At 56.1% G+C, this 16,311-nt stretch carries 16 protein-coding genes and 1 tRNA gene; 9 read left to right on the top strand and 8 right to left on the bottom strand.

What is annotated here, in order from left to right:
- The first annotated feature begins 40 nt into the window (after positions 1-40).
- Positions 41-1,687: a chaperonin GroEL gene (gene groL, locus ACGS9J_RS26220; protein WP_442233518.1), complete on the top strand. Its 1,647-nt coding sequence runs from the start codon at positions 41-43 to the stop codon at positions 1,685-1,687.
- Between the two features lie 238 nt (positions 1,688-1,925).
- The gene (locus ACGS9J_RS26225) at positions 1,926-2,270 is read left to right on the top strand and encodes a DUF4156 domain-containing protein (RefSeq protein ID WP_012004874.1); all 345 of its coding nucleotides are present in this window, start codon (positions 1,926-1,928) and stop codon (positions 2,268-2,270) included.
- 82 nt (positions 2,271-2,352) lie between these two features.
- Here the strand turns inward: ACGS9J_RS26225 and epmB are convergent, their stop codons facing one another.
- On the bottom strand, positions 2,353-3,381 hold the full coding sequence (gene epmB / locus ACGS9J_RS26230; protein WP_442233519.1) for an EF-P beta-lysylation protein EpmB: 1,029 nt from the start codon (positions 3,379-3,381) through the stop codon (positions 2,353-2,355).
- Between the two features lie 42 nt (positions 3,382-3,423).
- On the opposite strand from epmB, the gene efp reads away from it, so the two are divergent.
- From efp to sugE, 4 genes are all read left to right on the top strand, one after another.
- Positions 3,424-3,990 (top strand): elongation factor P, encoded by a 567-nt coding sequence (efp, locus tag ACGS9J_RS26235; protein ID WP_004952647.1) that lies wholly within the window; start codon positions 3,424-3,426, stop codon positions 3,988-3,990.
- A 72-nt stretch (positions 3,991-4,062) separates the two neighbouring features.
- Positions 4,063-4,194, top strand: a complete 132-nt coding sequence (locus ACGS9J_RS26240) for an entericidin A/B family lipoprotein (RefSeq protein WP_442233520.1) — start codon at positions 4,063-4,065, stop codon at positions 4,192-4,194.
- 121 nt (positions 4,195-4,315) lie between these two features.
- Entirely contained in the window at positions 4,316-4,447 is a 132-nt protein-coding gene (locus ACGS9J_RS26245) for an entericidin A/B family lipoprotein (protein ID WP_020824888.1), read from the top strand.
- Between the two features lie 219 nt (positions 4,448-4,666).
- Positions 4,667-4,984 (top strand): quaternary ammonium compound efflux SMR transporter SugE, encoded by a 318-nt coding sequence (gene sugE, locus ACGS9J_RS26250; RefSeq protein WP_006323188.1) that lies wholly within the window; start codon positions 4,667-4,669, stop codon positions 4,982-4,984.
- A gap of 76 nt (positions 4,985-5,060) precedes the next feature.
- Here the strand turns inward: sugE and frdD are convergent, their stop codons facing one another.
- The 4 genes from frdD to frdA are packed head-to-tail and all read right to left on the bottom strand — an operon-like array spanning position 5,061 to position 8,364.
- Complete coding sequence (gene frdD, locus ACGS9J_RS26255; protein ID WP_442233521.1) at positions 5,061-5,420, bottom strand: fumarate reductase subunit FrdD; 360 nt, start codon at positions 5,418-5,420, stop codon at positions 5,061-5,063.
- Between the two features lie 12 nt (positions 5,421-5,432).
- A complete protein-coding gene (gene frdC / locus ACGS9J_RS26260) occupies positions 5,433-5,825 on the bottom strand; it encodes a fumarate reductase subunit FrdC (protein ID WP_442233522.1) in 393 nt (130 codons plus the stop codon).
- 15 nt (positions 5,826-5,840) lie between these two features.
- Entirely contained in the window at positions 5,841-6,575 is a 735-nt protein-coding gene (locus tag ACGS9J_RS26265) for a succinate dehydrogenase/fumarate reductase iron-sulfur subunit (protein ID WP_006322025.1), read from the bottom strand.
- Positions 6,568-8,364, bottom strand: a complete 1,797-nt coding sequence (gene frdA / locus ACGS9J_RS26270; RefSeq protein ID WP_442233523.1) for a fumarate reductase (quinol) flavoprotein subunit — start codon at positions 8,362-8,364, stop codon at positions 6,568-6,570. Before frdA ends, ACGS9J_RS26265 begins: the two co-directional genes overlap by 8 nt.
- A 385-nt stretch (positions 8,365-8,749) precedes the next feature.
- On the opposite strand from frdA, the gene epmA reads away from it, so the two are divergent.
- Complete coding sequence (gene epmA / locus ACGS9J_RS26275) at positions 8,750-9,727, top strand: elongation factor P--(R)-beta-lysine ligase (RefSeq protein ID WP_442233524.1); 978 nt, start codon at positions 8,750-8,752, stop codon at positions 9,725-9,727.
- Between the two features lie 190 nt (positions 9,728-9,917).
- Here epmA and mscM read toward each other — a convergent pair whose 3' ends face one another.
- From mscM to rsgA, 3 genes are all read right to left on the bottom strand, one after another.
- On the bottom strand, positions 9,918-13,265 hold the full coding sequence (mscM, locus tag ACGS9J_RS26280; protein WP_442233525.1) for a miniconductance mechanosensitive channel MscM: 3,348 nt from the start codon (positions 13,263-13,265) through the stop codon (positions 9,918-9,920).
- Positions 13,266-13,278: 13 nt separating this feature from the next.
- Complete coding sequence (gene asd, locus ACGS9J_RS26285) at positions 13,279-14,175, bottom strand: archaetidylserine decarboxylase (protein ID WP_442233526.1); 897 nt, start codon at positions 14,173-14,175, stop codon at positions 13,279-13,281.
- 76 nt (positions 14,176-14,251) lie between these two features.
- Positions 14,252-15,301 carry a small ribosomal subunit biogenesis GTPase RsgA gene (rsgA, locus tag ACGS9J_RS26290; protein ID WP_442233527.1) on the bottom strand — a complete coding sequence of 350 codons (1,050 nt, stop codon included), beginning with the start codon at positions 15,299-15,301 and terminating at the stop codon, positions 14,252-14,254.
- Positions 15,302-15,484: 183 nt separating this feature from the next.
- On the opposite strand from rsgA, the gene orn reads away from it, so the two are divergent.
- Positions 15,485-16,030 (top strand): oligoribonuclease, encoded by a 546-nt coding sequence (gene orn, locus ACGS9J_RS26295; protein WP_061807516.1) that lies wholly within the window; start codon positions 15,485-15,487, stop codon positions 16,028-16,030.
- Positions 16,031-16,234: 204 nt separating this feature from the next.
- A tRNA-Gly gene (locus tag ACGS9J_RS26300) sits at positions 16,235-16,310 on the top strand.
- Position 16,311 lies beyond the last annotated feature (1 nt).

Below are 16,311 nucleotides of genomic sequence, written 5' to 3' on the forward strand. Positions count from 1 at the left end.
GCTTTATCTTCTGAACTGAACGAGTTGAAGGGAAATACCAATGGCAGCTAAAGACGTAAAATTCGGCAATGACGCACGCGTGAAAATGCTCCGCGGCGTGAATGTTCTCGCTGATGCAGTAAAAGTGACCCTGGGCCCGAAAGGCCGTAACGTAGTGCTGGATAAGTCCTTCGGCGCTCCTACCATCACTAAAGATGGCGTATCTGTTGCTCGTGAAATCGAACTGGAAGACAAGTTTGAAAACATGGGCGCGCAGATGGTGAAAGAAGTGGCCTCTAAAGCGAACGACGCTGCGGGCGACGGTACCACCACTGCAACCGTACTGGCTCAATCCATCATCACCGAAGGCCTGAAAGCTGTGGCTGCCGGCATGAACCCGATGGATCTGAAGCGCGGTATCGACAAAGCGGTTATCGCCGCTGTTGAAGAACTTAAAAAACTGTCCGTACCTTGCTCTGACTCCAAAGCTATCGCTCAGGTAGGCACCATCTCTGCAAACTCCGACGAAACCGTGGGTAAACTGATTGCAGAAGCGATGGAGAAAGTGGGTAAAGAAGGCGTTATCACCGTTGAAGAAGGCACTGGCCTGCAAGACGAGCTGGACGTTGTTGAAGGGATGCAGTTCGACCGCGGTTACCTGTCTCCGTACTTCATCAACAAACCAGAAACCGGTTCTATCGAACTGGAAAGCCCGTTCATTCTGCTGGCTGACAAAAAAATCTCCAACATCCGTGAAATGCTGCCAGTACTGGAAGCCGTGGCGAAAGCTGGCAAACCACTGCTGATCATTGCTGAAGATGTTGAAGGCGAAGCACTGGCTACCCTGGTGGTTAACACCATGCGCGGCATCGTGAAAGTGGCTGCGGTTAAAGCACCTGGTTTCGGCGATCGTCGTAAAGCCATGCTGCAGGACATCGCTACCCTGACTGCCGGTACCGTTATCTCTGAAGAGATCGGTCTGGAGCTGGAGAAAGCAACCCTGGAAGACCTGGGCCAGGCTAAGCGCGTTGTGATCAACAAAGACACCACCATCATCATCGATGGCGTGGGTGACGAAACAACCATCAAAGGCCGCGTGACTCAGATCCGTCAGCAGATCGAAGAAGCGACCTCTGATTACGATCGTGAAAAACTGCAGGAGCGTGTAGCTAAACTGGCTGGCGGCGTTGCCGTTATCAAAGTTGGCGCAGCAACTGAAGTTGAAATGAAAGAGAAGAAAGCTCGCGTTGAAGATGCCCTGCACGCTACCCGTGCTGCGGTTGAAGAAGGCGTGGTTGCCGGCGGCGGTGTTGCACTGATCCGCGTAGCAAGCAAAATTGCTGATCTGAAAGGCGACAACGAAGACCAGAACGTCGGTATCAAGGTTGCTCTGCGCGCGATGGAATCTCCACTGCGTCAGATCGTAATCAACGCCGGTGAAGAAGCTTCTGTGATTGCCAATAACGTGAAAGCAGGCGAAGGCAGCTTCGGCTACAACGCTTACACTGAAGAATACGGCGACATGATCGCGATGGGCATCCTGGATCCAACCAAAGTAACCCGTTCTGCTCTGCAGTACGCGGCTTCTGTGGCTGGCCTGATGATCACCACCGAGTGCATGGTGACCGACCTGCCAAAAAATGACGCACCTGATTTAGGTGGCGCCGGCGGTATGGGTGGCATGGGCGGTATGGGCGGCATGATGTAATCATCCCCCACGTTCGCGTGTGCAAAAGCCCCGGCCAATTGGTCGGGGTTTTTTTTGCGTGCTTTGTCTCACTGCTTTTGATGATATTTTTGCAGACCGGGCTGATTTAGCTGGTAAACTGATCTTTCATCAGCTGTCGCTCAAGACGTTGACCAGCACCAGTGGCAACGGATGCTTAAGAGATGGCAACGCTTTCTGATAAGCTTTTGCAAAATTCTCAATATAGATGGGGAACAAGATGCGGATTAAAGCCTTACTGGGTCTTTCGGCAGCCGTGCTGCTGGCGGGTTGCAGCAGCACCAATGAATTGTCCGCCGCGGGTCAGCAGGTTAAATTTACCGACACCAAACCGGCGGCAGAATGCCAGCTGGTGGGTGAAGTGACGGGTACCCAGAGCAACTGGTTGTCCGGTAACGGTGGTGAAGGCAGCTCCATGCGCGGTGCGGCAAACGATCTGCGTAACAAGGCTGCGGCGATGGGCGGCAACGTCATTTATGGTGCCACCAGCCCAAGCCAGAACCTGCTTTCAAGCTTTGCCCCGCTGGACAGCAAAATGGCCGGCCAGGTTTATAAGTGCCCGTAACGCAAGATTAATGCGTACGTCATAGCATAAAAAAGAGGCATGCCCAGGCATGCCTCTTTTGTCTCTGTCATAGACCCGTCAGTCAATCTTGCACCAGGCGCAGGTCGAGCGGCGTTTTGCTTGGCTTACCGCCGACTTCACGAGTCAAACGCGGCACCATATAGCCGGAAACTTTGCTCAACAGTGCCTGCATGATGGCGCGCGCTTCGTCGTCGCTGACCATAAAGTGTGCCGCGCCTTGTACCTTATCCAGCACGTGGATGTAATAGGGCAGAATACCGGCGTCAAACAGTGCATTGCTCAGCGACGCCAGCGTGTCGGCGTTGTCGTTAATGCCACGCAGCAACACGCTTTGATTCAGCAAAGTGACGCCGGCCAGTCGCAGTTGCGCCATGGCTCCCTGCAGCTCAGGGTCAATCTCATTGGCATGGTTGATATGCGTGACCATCAACACCTGCAGGCGTGAGGTTGACAGCCTGCGGCACAGCTCTGGCGTGATGCGCGCCGGGATCACCACCGGCAAACGGGTGTGGATGCGCAGGCGTTTTACGTGCGCAATGGCCTCCAGTTCACCGATCAGCCAGTCCAGCTCGTGGTCTTTCGCCATCAGTGGATCGCCGCCGGAGAAAATAATCTCATCCAGTTCCGGGTGTTGGCGGATATAATCCAACGCCTGACGCCAGTTGGCCTTATTGCCCTGGTTGTCCTGATACGGAAAATGGCGGCGGAAGCAGTAGCGGCAGTTAACCGCACAGCCGCCTTTTACCAGCAGCAAAGCACGATTACGGTATTTATGCAGCAGGCCTGGCACCACGCTACGCTGTTCGTCCAGCGGATCGGTCGTGAAGCCGGGTGCATTGATGAATTCTTCGCTGGCGGTCAGCACCTGACGCAGCAGCGGGTCATTAGCGTCGCCGGGACGCATGCGTGCGGCGAAGGCGCGAGGTACGCGCAACGCAAACAGCCGACGGGCTTCACGGCCCTGCGGCAGGTCCGGATGCGTATTCAGTGACAAAAGCTGCAGTAATTCATCGGGATCGGTAATAACATCGGCGAGTTGATGCAACCAATCTTCTCTATATGCCGTACTTTGGGTTATAATGTGTGCCATTTTTTTGGCTAAGCTACCAGTTCAAATATTCAGAGGGCCATCATGGCGACTTATTCTAGCAACGATTTCCGTCCGGGTCTTAAAATCATGTTCGAGGGCGAACCTTACGCCATCGAATCCAGTGAGTTCGTTAAGCCGGGCAAAGGCCAGGCGTTTGCGCGCGTTAAAATGCGTCGTCTGCTGACCGGCAGCCGCGTTGAAAAAACCTTCAAATCTACTGACTCTTGCGAAGGCGCAGACGTGGTAGATACCAACATGAACTACCTGTACAACGACGGTGAGTTCTACCACTTCATGCACCCTGAGACTTTCGAGCAACACGGTGTTGAAGAAAAAACCGTATCTGATGCGGCAAAATGGCTGCAAGATAACGCAGAATGTATCGTTACGCTGTGGGACGGCCGTCCTATCGCGGTTCAGCCGCCGAACTTCATCGAAGCTGAAATCACTGATACCGATCCTGGTCTGAAGGGTGATACTGCCGGTACCGGCGGCAAGCCTGCGACCCTGAGCACTGGCGCCGTGGTTAAGGTTCCATTGTTCGTACAGATTGGCGAAGTTGTCCGTGTTGACACCCGCTCTGGCGAATACGTTTCACGCGTAAAATAAGTTTCTAAATAAAGGAGCCCAGCTTGGGGCTCCTTTGCTTGTTCATTTCCGTATACCCTTGGCAGAATCAGCATGATAAAGAAAGCTCTGTTGGTCGTTGTCTCCCTGTTAATACTGATATCCCTTAGCGGCTGTAATACTTTCCGTGGCTTTGGTGAGGATGTTCAGCACCTCGGTGGCGCTATCTCGCGTACGGCCAATTAGAACTCATTAACATGTCTAATGTAGTTGTGCGAAATAACACCATTTAAGCAGCAACTCTCGCTAATATTTACTAAGCTTAGAAAGTCGTACTTTTTCATCACTGACAAATAAGGATTTTCCTATGCTGAAGAAAAGTATTATCGCGATTTTCTCTTTGATGATCTTGACCTCATTGACTGCATGCAACACCACTCAGGGCGTGGGCGAGGACATCCAGGCTGGTGGCAAGGCCATCCAGCGTAGCGCGGAATAACCCCCCTTTACTGATCCCCTGCGGTATTCCGCGAACAGCCACTCAAAGGCATCGTTGTGGGATACCGCTTCCCCGTTCGATCTTTCTCCTGCCGGAAGCTTTGTACTGTTATCCCTCTCGGCTGCAGGTATAATCCCCTGGCATATCACAACGCTAAACGGGACGACCTGTTTACGCATCTGCATTCGGGGACGACCCCATCGTTATGGAGCCTGTTTCATGGCTTGGATTATTCTGCTTATTGCCGGTTTGCTGGAAGTTGTGTGGGCCATTGGCCTGAAATATACCCATGGCTTTACCCGACTGACCCCCAGCATTATTACTGTTGCCGCCATGGTGGTCAGCATGCTGTTGTTGGCGCATGCGATGAAAACGCTGCCCGCCGGCACGGCTTATGCAGTTTGGACCGGCATTGGTGCGGTTGGGGCGGCAATTATGGGGATGGTGTTACTCGGTGAATCAACCAATATCGCGCGTATTCTCAGCCTGTGCCTGATTGTGGTCGGCATTCTCGGGTTGAAGTTCAGCAGCCACTGAAACCCATCGGGTATGTCGATTTGATCGAATAGAAATAATAACGGGCGGCCAACGGGTGTTGGCCGCCAGACGTGTCTTACAGGGTGACCACGCCGATGACGGTCACTATGCTGAGGATAGCCGCCAGGCCATAGAACACCCATTTACCGGCCGGTACGTGGATTTTCAAATCGTGCATCGCATGGTGAATACGGTGCAGACCGCACCACAGCGGCAGGATAATCATCAGCAGCAGGAACAAGCGGCCGATCAGGCTCTGGCAGAAGGCCAGCACACGGTCATAGCCCAGCGCATCGCCGGGGAACCAACCCAGTGGCAGCAGAATGCCAACCAGCAGCACGATAGCGGGTGCGATGATCGCTCCCCACATGCCGCCGGCGCCGAATAATCCCCAGAAAACCGGTTCGTCTGAGCGTTTAGGTGCTTGATTTATCATGTTTCCTCCGGATTACAGCAAGGCCACGGCCAGGATGATTACGCTGGCGATCAGCGTTACTGCCCATAGCGCTTTCACTATCGGCCCAGGCCCCATTTTCTCGCTGTTGACCACGATATTGGCGGCTTTCGGCGCTAAATCGAACCAGGTTTTGGTATGCAGCAGCGCCGCCAACAGGGCGACCAGGTTAATCAGCAGCACCAGCGGGTTTTGCAGAAAACCGACGAACCCGGCCCAGCTATCCGCACCGCCTTTCAGCGCAAAAACGCCGTAGATCAGCACGATGCTGAACCACACCGCCGGTACCGAGGTCCCTTCGCGCAGCATATAGAAACGGTAGAAGCCAAGCTTTTGCCACCAGGTCGGCGTCATGGTGCGCACATAGGGCTTACGTTGTGTTGTCATTGCTGTTTATCTCCCTTATTGCGGCTTCAGCATGGCGATCATGAAGTCTTTGGCGCTTTCCACCTTGCCTTGCTGGATAGCAGCGGCCGGGTCAACGTGCTTCGGACAAACTTCAGAGCAGTAGCCGACGAAGGTACAGCTCCACACGCCGTTTTGGCCGTTGAGCTGCGCCATACGCTGTTTCTGGCCGTGGTCGCGATTATCCAGGTTGTAGCGGTGTGCCAGAGTGATTGCCGCAGGGCCGATAAACTCTGGGTTCAGGCCGAACTGCGGACAGGCGGCATAACACAGACCACAGTTGATGCAGCCGGAGAACTGGTGATACTTGGCCATCTGCGCCGGGGTTTGCACGTTAGGGCCGTCTTCCGGCTTACGGTTATTGCCGATGATGTAAGGCTTAATCGCCTCCAGGCTTTCGATAAAGTGAGTCATGTCGACCACCAGATCGCGCTCAATCGGGAAGTTGCCCAGCGCCTCGACCTTCATGCCGCCAGTGTATTCACGCAGGAAGGTTTTGCAGGCCAGCTTCGGTACCCGGTTGACCATCATGCCGCACGAGCCGCAAATTGCCATGCGGCATGACCAGCGGTAGGAAAGATCGGGCGCCAGGTTATCCTTGATGTAGCCCAGCGCATCGAGCAGCGAGGTTTGTTCATCATAAGGCACCGCGAAGGTCTCGAAATGCGGCTCGGCGTCGCGTTCCGGGTTATAGCGCATGACCTCGATTTTCAGGGTGTTCATCTCAGCCATTTGCCTGCTCCTTATCCTTTTTGTCCTGCGCTTCGGCTTCAGCGCCGTACACACGTTTGGCCGGTGGCAGTTTGGTGATCTTCACGTCGCTGTATTCCAGGCGCGGTGCGCCGTTCGGGTTATGGAACGCCAGCGTATGCTTCAGGAAATTCACGTCGTCGCGCTCAGTGCAACCTTCATCCAGACGCTGGTGCGCACCACGGGATTCTTTACGGTTAAAGGCGGAGTGCGCCATGCATTCGGCGACGTCCAGGCCGTAGCCCAGCTCAATGGTGTACAGCAGGTCGGTATTGAACACGCTGGAATTGTCGGTGATCTTGACGCGCTTGAAGCGTTCTTTCAGCTCGGCCAGCTTATCAATGGTTTTTTGCATCAGCTCCGGCGTACGGTAGATACCGCAGCCTTCTTCCATCGACAGTCCCATCTCGTCGCGGATCTTCGACCAGTTTTCGTTACCTTCCTGCTTCATCAGATTGCTCAGGCGGGTTTCGACGTCGCGCCCTTGTGCGTCCAGCGCACTGCCGTTGGCCGGACCGGTTTCCAGCGCACGACGAGCGGCATGCTCACCGGCTACCCGACCGAACACCACCAGTTCCGCCAGCGAATTGGATCCCAGGCGGTTGGCACCGTGCAGGCCGACGGAAGAACATTCGCCGACGGCAAACAGCCCCTTGATGCGAGTTTCGCAGTTTTGATCGGTTTCAATGCCGCCCATGGTGTAGTGCGCGGTTGGGCGTACCGGGATCGGATCTTTTACCGGATCGACGCCGACATAGGCCTTGGCCAGTTCACAGATGAACGGCAGGCGTTCGAGCAGTTTCTTTTCCCCCAGATGGCGCAGGTCGAGATAGACCACGTCGCCGCGCGGGGTGGCGATGGTGCGGCCGGCACGCCATTCGTGCCAGAAGGCCTGCGAAACTTTGTCGCGCGGGCCCAGCTCCATGTATTTGTTCTTCGGCTCGCCCAGCGGGGTTTCCGGGCCCATGCCGTAGTCCTGCAGGTAGCGATAGCCGTCTTTGTTCACCAAAATGCCGCCTTCACCGCGGCAACCTTCGGTCATCAGGATGCCGGAGCCCGGCAAACCGGTAGGGTGATATTGGACAAATTCCATATCGCGCAGCGGGATGCCGTGGTGGAACGCCATGCCCATGCCATCACCGGTGACGATACCGCCATTGGTGTTGTAGCGATACACGCGCCCGGCGCCGCCGGTGGCCATGATGACCGCATTGGCGCGGATCTGCACGCGGGTGCCTTCCATCATGTTCATTGCGACCAGGCCGCGAGCCTGACCGTCATCCACCAGAATATCCAGCACAAAGTGCTCGTCGAAGCGTTGGATTTGCGGGTATTTGAGCGAGGTCTGGAACAGGGTATGCAGCATGTGGAAGCCGGTCTTGTCGGCGGCGAACCAGGTGCGTTCAATCTTCATGCCGCCGAAGCGGCGCACGTTGACCGACCCGTCCGGTTTGCGGCTCCACGGGCAGCCCCACTGTTCTAACTGGGTCATTTCACGTGGGCACTGGTGGACGAAATGGTCGACTACGTCCTGCTCACACAACCAGTCACCACCGGCAACGGTGTCGTTGAAGTGGTAGTCAAAGGAATCGTGATCCTGAGTGACGGCGGCGGACCCCCCTTCGGCGGCCACCGTATGGCTGCGCATCGGGTAGACTTTTGAGATGAGCGCGATTTTCAGTTGGGGGTTGGCTTCCGCTGCGGCTATTGCTGCACGTAAACCAGCACCCCCGGCCCCAATAATGGCAAGATCGGCGTTAAAGGTTTGCACTGCATTCCTCCAATATTCTTGTTAAGAACGGCAAATTAAATATCTATGCTTAATATTTATAAATATTCTTCGGGTGCTAACTAACTGAGTTCATTGTCGTTGCATAAAGCTTAAGGATAGATATCTCCCACCAATAATGTGGAATTAACTATACCTAAAGTTAAGTAGAAGAAATTTGATGTGATCGATTGTTTTGCCTTTTAACCGCTGGGTGGAAGGATAATTGCCTGCAGGCGATATTTAACGTTTATTCACCTTTTATTAACCTTTTTGCCAACTATTTATCAGGTAAAGCCGAGGTTAAAGCGTCCGGGCTGTTAAGAATTTGTTTGCATGCCGGGATACGAGTAGACTGCATCCCCTGTTTGATTTCGGAGTAATTACCATGAGCGAAACGGCAAGCTGGCAGCCAAGTGCACCCATCGCCAATTTGTTGAAACGCGCAGCGATCCTGACTGAGATCCGGCGTTTCTTCGCCGATCGTGGCGTGCTGGAAGTTGAAACGCCAACCATGAGCCAGGCGACGGTCACCGATATTCACCTGTTTCCGTTCCAGACGCGTTTTGTCGGGCCCGGTGCGGCGGATGGCATGACGCTGTACATGATGACCAGCCCGGAATACCACATGAAACGTCTGCTGGCGGCGGGTAGCGGTCCGATTTATCAGATGGGGCGCAGTTTCCGCAATGAAGAGGCCGGCCGTCACCACAACCCGGAATTCACCATGCTGGAGTGGTACCGTCCACACTACGACATGTACCGGCTGATGAATGAAGTGGACGATTTGCTGCAGCAGGTTCTGGACTGCGAGAGTGCAGAGACCCTGTCTTATCAGCAGGCTTTCCTGCGCCATCTGGATATCGATCCGCTGTCAGCGGAGAAGGTACAACTGCGTGAAGCGGCGGCCAAACTCGATCTAAGCAACATTGCCGATACTGAAGAAGATCGCGATACGCTGCTGCAACTGCTGTTCACCGTGGGCGTGGAACCGCACATCGGCCGTGACAAGCCGGCATTCGTTTATCACTTCCCGGCCAGCCAGGCGTCGTTGGCGGAGATCAGCACTGAGGATCACCGGGTGGCGGAGCGTTTCGAGGTCTATTTCAAAGGTATTGAGCTGGCGAATGGTTTCCGCGAATTGACCGACAGCCGTGAACAGCGTCAGCGTTTTGATCAGGACAATCGCAAGCGTACGGAACGCGGTTTACCGCAGCACCCGATTGATAACAACCTGCTGGATGCTCTGCAGCATGGCATGCCGGAGTGTTCCGGTGTGGCGCTGGGGGTTGATCGGTTGGTGATGCTGGCGTTGGGCGCCGAGAGCCTGAGTGAAGTGTTGGCATTCCCGGTCGGGCGCGCATAACTGTATATCCGTCGTCTTTCAAGCCGCAGCGTTGTTACCTGCACGCGCTCACCCCAGTTACTTACTGAAGTAAGCGCCTGGGGATGAGCGAGCTGGGCGCCTAGCTGCAACTTGAAAGCCATAGGATATATTGTGGTGATATAAGGGTTCGGTGTTGCATCGCACGCCGAGCCCTTTTTGCATTCTGCAGTTACAAACTGCCTGATTCGCGCTTGGTGTTGGGCGCCGGTGTGGAGGCAGGCGTGCGACCGTTACTGGTCAGGCGGGACAGCGTCTCGCTGCGCACCTGGAATGGTGGGTATGGCAGCGTAATGCCGTGCTCGCGGTAGCCGGACAGGATCAACTGATGGATCTCGTGGCGCAGAGGCATGCGGTGGCCCATCTCGGCGGCGTAAATACGCAGCTCAAAGATTTGGATACCTTGCTGCAGATCGACCAGGTAAACCTCCGGCGCCGGGTTATCCAGCACCAGCGAGCAGCGTTCGGCGGCATGGGTCAGGATCTTGGTCACTTCTTCGCTGTTGGCCTCCGCCGGGGCCGGCACGGTCAGCACCACACGGGTCAGGTTGTCCGACAGCGACCAGTTAATAAACTGCTCGGTGATGAACGCCTTGTTCGGCACGATGATCTCTTTGCGATCCCAATCCGAAATGGTGGTGGCACGGGTATTGATCTTGGTGACGGTACCGGTCAGGTTACGGATCGTCACGGTATCGCCAATGCGGATCGGTTTTTCGAACAAGATGATCAGGCCGGAGATAAAGTTGGAGAAGATCTCCTGCATACCGAAGCCCAACCCCACGCTGAGCGCGGTCACTACCCATTGCAGTTTCGACCATTCGATACCGATCCAGGAAAAGCTGAGAATGGCGCCGAACAGCAACAGCAGATATTTGGTAATGGTGGTGATGGCGTAGCCGGTGCCGGGTGACAAGTCCAGGTGCTGCAGCACCGCCAGCTCCAGCAAGGCCGGCAGATTGCGCACCAACTGCATGGTAACGATCAGCACCAAAATGGCGATCAGTACCGCGCCCAAGGTGATCGGATGCGCAGTTTCCACGCCGTTGATCGTCGACGTCACGTCCCACAGGGAGATGTTTTCCAGGAAGGCGAAAGCGGAATGGATCTCCGACCACAGCACGATCACCGACACCAGTGCGATCATCGTCAGGATCGAACGCACCAGTCGCAACGACTGGGCGCTGATGGTGTCCAGATCGATCTCTGTATCATCCATGTCCATCGAACCTTCGGTGCTGTTAGGCGTATGCGGCGTTTCCTCTTCGCCACGCGCGCGCTGGGCCAGAATATCTGCCCGGCGCTGTTTGGCGCGGTCAAAGGCGATGCGTCGCCGCTGGATCAGCATCCAACGGCGAATAATGTGGTAAATCACCAGCAGGAAGAACCAGATGGCCACCGAAGTTTCCAGGCGTGCCAGCAGCGCCTGAGAAGTGGTCAGGTAGCCGACGGCAGAGGCCAGCGCAGCCAGCAGCGGCGCCGACAGCAGCAGCCCCCACAGCGCGGTATTGACCATGTTCTCGCCGGAGCCTTTCTTGTCCAGATACAACGGGATGCCGGCGCGTTTCAGGCTATTGGTCACGAGGGCCAGCGCCAGACACAGCAGGATAAAGCACAGCCGCCCCAGGGTATTGGCAAACTCGCGTTCTTTCAGGCTGTCAAAGGTGATCAACGCCATGATCAGCGGCACTATCAGCCAGATCGACATTTTGTAATAACGCATGGCGCGTGAAACCTGCTTCACCGGCCAGCGGAAGTGCACGATAAACAATCCCTGCGGGTGGGCGAAGGCGGCGCAAATCATACATACCCACAGGATCGGCAGCGTGGCGGTGACGCCCTTGCCGATCGCTTCGGCTACCGGGTAGTTCCAGGCACTTTGCAGGCCAAAGCCGAGTGCCGCCCAGAGGACCGGCAGCGGCAATGCCACCAGAATCGACCAGAACACGGTGCGCAGGGTCAGGAAGAATTCGTCCTGGGTCACTTTACCGACCCGGCTGCTGGCGCGCGTCAGGAAGGCGTGATAGTGCTTGCGTGAGCTGATGCTGAAAATCACCAGCAGCAGGGCACCGAAGATGGGGATCAGCGTTTCGCGGCTGGTCACCATCATCATAAAGGCGCCGCCGAGCTGCGAGAGCGTATCCAGCGACAGCAGGCGCGTCAGATCCTGTGCGACGTTAATCGGATAGGACAAGGTGATCGGGTTGACGTCCGGCACCCAGAACAGATAGCGGTGGGTGGCGTCCCTGATTTCGTTCAGCGCCTCGATCAACTGGGTATTCGCCACTTTCAGCTTGGTCAGCTCGAGGATCTGAGTATCGCACCCGGACAACAGCGAATTCAGCAGTTCGCGCTGGGTACGCAACTGGGCGTCGACGATGCGCCGTTCTGCGCTGGTCAGCTCGCTGCCGTCATCACGTTTGAATTCACGCTGCGACAGCTTCTCCAGTTGGCTTTCAAACTGCAGGCGCTGCACGCGCAGCTGGGCCATATCGCCATCGAGCTGCTGCGGCTTGGGCATTTCCGGCAGCGTGGCCACCTGGGCACGCAGGGTCTCTCCCAGCGCCGATGACGAACCCAGCCACTGGGCCTGTTCGATAATGGTGCTCAATGCCTGGCGCACCTGCAGCGTTTGCGCGGCGGCCTGACGTTGTTGGGATGAAATCAGATCCATGCGCTGGGCCTGATTGTTCAGCGCCGCGGACAGCTCACGGTTGATTTGCAACTGCTGACTGATACTTTTCGGCAGATCGCCATTCTGCTCGGCCAACTGCTCGGTTTTTTCCAGTGCCAGTTCGGCTTCGCGCTGTCGTTGAGCATTCAGGTTATTGCGCAGCGCTTGTAGTTGGACGTCGATTTTCTCGTGACGCTTTTTGTAGACCTCGGCGCGCATTCGCGCCAGTTCCTGGCGGTTGTTGGCCGACAGTTGCGCCAGCTCGAGTTCATCGACCTTGGCCTTGCGCGCGGCGGCTTCCGTCTGCAATAACGCCAGTGCCGCTTGCGCGTGCGGGGTGGTCGGATTGGCAGGCTGCACCTGCAGGCGACGTTGAACTTCGGTCAGCGCACGACGAGCATCGGTTTGCTGCTGGGGCAGTTGGCCGAGGGAGTCGCTGATTTCCCGCGTGCGTTCCTGTTCTTGCTGTAGCAGGCGTGCCTGTTCCAGCAGCAGGCTGCTGGCTTGCAGGATCTGTTGCTCCAGCTCGCTGGCCGGCAGATTATCGCCATTCGGCAGGATTTTGCTGTCTTCCAGCGTTAACTGACGGCGCAGTTCCTGGGTCATCTTCGGGAAATCGTCGATCACGCGTTGATATTGTTCAACGCGGGTTAACGACTCTTTGCGCTCCGAGAGCCAGTTTAGGGCGCTTTGCAGCGCCTCAGTGGTTTCCGCCTGATTAGGCGCGCTTTTGTTGCTCTCTGCCTGTTTCAGCTCCTGTTTGAGCTGAGTTTCGGTGGGCACCGCGGCAGCCAGCACCGGTTGAGACAGTAAACAACCGAGCAATAACGTGATAATCAGGCGCACAGCGTCAATTCCTTCAGATCTGCGGTGTTTCAGCGGCGGCAGGCGCGGCCGGGATTTCAGCGAAGGCTTCACCCATACGGGTCACGGTACCGTTGTTCAGCTGTGGAGCGAACTGTACGCTGCCGGGGGTGAACAGGTTGATGACGGTCGAACCGAGCTTGAAACGGCCCATTTCTTCGCCTTTTTCCAGCACTATAGCACCTTCCGCGCCTTCTTCCGGGTAGGTCCAGCGTTTGATGACGCCTTCACGCGGCGGTGTGACGGTACCGGCCCAGACGGTTTCGATGCTGCCGACAATGGTGGCTCCCACCAGAATTTGCACCATTGGCCCGACGGCGGTATCAAACACGCAGATCACGCGCTCATTGCGCGCGAACAGGTTCGGCACGTTGGCGGCGGTCAATGGGTTAACGGAGAACAGGTCGCCAGGAACATAAATCATTTCACGCAGCACGCCATCGCATGGCATATGCACGCGGTGGTAGTCACGCGGAGCCAGGTAAGTGGTGGCGAACAGGCCGTTGCGGAACGGCTCCGCCAGCATATAGTTGCCGGCCAGCAGCGCTTCCAGGCTGTAGTGATGGCCTTTGGCCTGGAAAATTTGGTCGTCGTGGATCTGACCGAGCTGGCTGATAGCGCCGTCGGCGGGCAGCGCCAGCCAGTTGGCGTCGCTGATGATCGGACGCGCGCCTTCACGCAGCGGGCGCACAAAGAATTCGTTGAAGCTGGCGTAGGCGCTCAGCTCGGGATGTTGCGACTCTTGCATGTTCACGCGGTAATAACGGGCGAAGCCCTTCAGCACCAGTTGGGTCAGCCAACCGGCCTGCTTGTCCGCACCCCAGCCCGCCAGGCGGGTCAGTGCCAACTTCGGTAACCAATACTGCAATTTAATTTTGATGCTATCCAGCACGTTAACCTCTTGAATAAGGATAAAGGGCGCGCATTGTAACGGTGGCACTGCCACTGTCAACGCCCGCCCGGTATTATCAGCCTGCGGTGTCGGTGAAGTTCTTGCGGACCTTCACTGATGCCATGCTTTCCAGAATGCGATGGTAGTTTTCAAAACGCTCTTTCGCGATATCGCCTTTCTCCATCGCCCCGCGGATGGCACAGCCTGGATCGGTGTCGTGGCGGCAGTCACGGAATTTACAACCGCCTAAATAGTCACGGAATTCGACATAAGCGCGGGTGACTTGTTCCGGCTCCAGATGCCACAGGCCAAATTCGCGTACGCCCGGTGAATCGATCACATCGCCGCCATGCTGGAAATGGTACAGCCGCGCGGCGGTGGTGGTATGTTGCCCGAGGCCGGAGACATCGGAAACCTGATTTACCAGAATTTGCTTATCGCTTGGCGGCAGCAGGGCATTCAGCAGGCTGGATTTACCCACGCCGGATTGGCCGGCAAAGATACTGATGCGATCGACCAGCGCTTGTTCAAACGCCTCCATGCCTTCACGCGTCTGGCTGGAAACTTCCAGCACCCGGTAACCGATATGGCGGTAGATGGCCATCATGCCGTCGACCACCTTGCGCGCTTCGGCGTCCAGCAGGTCGATTTTGTTGAGCACGATCAGCGGCTCAACTTCCAGCGTTTCGCAGGCCACCAGATAGCGATCGATCATGTTCAGCGACAGCTCTGGCAGGATCGCGGAAACGATGACGATTTGGTTGATATTGGCGGCGATCGGCTTCACGCCGTCGTAGAAGTCGGGACGGTTCAGCACCGAGGTGCGTTCATGCACGGCCTCGACAATGCCTTTGACCCCTTCGTGGGTACCGACGCCAGGGCGCCACACCACGCGATCGCCGGTGACCAGCGAACGCAGCGTACGGCGGATGTTGCAGCGGTGTTGGGTGCCGTCCGCTGCTTCAACGTCGGCATGCATCCCGAAGCGACTGATGACGATACCGTCCTGCGGTTCGCCCAGTTGGGAATCATCCAGTTCCGGTTTGTTATCCGTGCGCTTCAGACGACGCTGATGGTTCGCCTGCACGCGGCGTTCTTGACCTTTGGACAGTTTGTTCTTGCTCACTGCGCCTCACTTGAATCCGCTTTATCGCTCATGGCGACCAAAAAGACTATGATACACGCTATTTTATATTAAATAACCGTTGTTAGCCGCCACGCGCAGCGTACCTCCGTCGGTAAACAGCCGGTGCCGGTCGCCGCCTTGCCTACAGTTTGTTTATCTTTTGGCTTTTACGCAGGAAATATCATGACAGGAAACGAAAATAACCTGATTTGGATCGATCTGGAGATGACCGGGTTGGATCCTGAACGCGATCGCATTATCGAGATCGCTACGCTGGTCACCGACGCCAATCTGAATATTCTTGCGGAAGGTCCGGTGATCGCCGTCCATCAATCCGATGAACAGCTTGGTCTGATGGATGACTGGAACGTGCGTACCCATACCGGCAGCGGGCTGGTGGAGCGGGTGAAAGCCAGTCAGTTCGATGACCATGCCGCCGAGCTGGCGACCATCGCCTTCCTGCAGCAGTGGGTTCCGGCGGGCAAATCACCGATCTGCGGTAACAGCGTTGGCCAGGACCGCCGTTTCCTGTTCCGTTATATGCCCGAACTGGAAGCCTACTTCCATTACCGCTATCTGGACGTCAGTACCTTAAAAGAGCTGGCGCGTCGTTGGAAACCGGAAATCCTCAGCGGTTTCAAAAAGCAGGGCACCCACCAGGCGATGGATGACATTCGCGAGTCGGTAGGTGAGCTGGCCTATTACCGTGAGCATTTCATCCAGTTATAACGGGTTTATGGCCTCTTGATAGGGGCCGTATTGCCGGGAGCGGCCGATCCCGCCGCTTAATTAGCCAGTTTGGCGCTTTAATCGGCAATCAAACAAAAATCGCGTTTTTTTGCTTTCAGGGGCTTGCGACAAAAAGGATTTCTCGTATAATGCGCACCCCGTACCGATGAAGAATTTCGTTTAGTTCCGACATCGATACGCCGGGCGGGAATAGCTCAGTTGGTAGAGCACGACCTTGCCAAGGTCGGGGTCGCGAGTTCGAGTCTCGTTTCCCGCTCCAA

Source organism: Serratia quinivorans (genome assembly GCF_052113645.1).
In the GTDB taxonomy this organism is placed as follows: Bacteria; Pseudomonadota; Gammaproteobacteria; order Enterobacterales; family Enterobacteriaceae; genus Serratia; species Serratia quinivorans_B.

Excerpts from the sequence above, each read along its gene's own strand:
- frdC (WP_442233522.1), bottom strand. The coding sequence starts at position 5,825 with ATGACAACACAACGTAAGCCCTATGTGCGCACCATGACGCCGACCTGG.
- groL (WP_442233518.1), top strand. The coding sequence starts at position 41 with ATGGCAGCTAAAGACGTAAAATTCGGCAATGACGCACGCGTGAAAATG.
- epmA (WP_442233524.1), top strand. The coding sequence starts at position 8,750 with ATGAGCGAAACGGCAAGCTGGCAGCCAAGTGCACCCATCGCCAATTTG.
- ACGS9J_RS26225 (WP_012004874.1), top strand. The coding sequence starts at position 1,926 with ATGCGGATTAAAGCCTTACTGGGTCTTTCGGCAGCCGTGCTGCTGGCG.
- orn (WP_061807516.1), top strand. The coding sequence starts at position 15,485 with ATGACAGGAAACGAAAATAACCTGATTTGGATCGATCTGGAGATGACC.
- ACGS9J_RS26240 (WP_442233520.1), top strand. The coding sequence starts at position 4,063 with ATGATAAAGAAAGCTCTGTTGGTCGTTGTCTCCCTGTTAATACTGATA.
- ACGS9J_RS26265 (WP_006322025.1), bottom strand. The coding sequence starts at position 6,575 with ATGGCTGAGATGAACACCCTGAAAATCGAGGTCATGCGCTATAACCCG.
- efp (WP_004952647.1), top strand. The coding sequence starts at position 3,424 with ATGGCGACTTATTCTAGCAACGATTTCCGTCCGGGTCTTAAAATCATG.
- frdD (WP_442233521.1), bottom strand. The coding sequence starts at position 5,420 with ATGATAAATCAAGCACCTAAACGCTCAGACGAACCGGTTTTCTGGGGA.
- sugE (WP_006323188.1), top strand. The coding sequence starts at position 4,667 with ATGGCTTGGATTATTCTGCTTATTGCCGGTTTGCTGGAAGTTGTGTGG.
- ACGS9J_RS26245 (WP_020824888.1), top strand. The coding sequence starts at position 4,316 with ATGCTGAAGAAAAGTATTATCGCGATTTTCTCTTTGATGATCTTGACC.
- epmB (WP_442233519.1), bottom strand. The coding sequence starts at position 3,381 with ATGGCACACATTATAACCCAAAGTACGGCATATAGAGAAGATTGGTTG.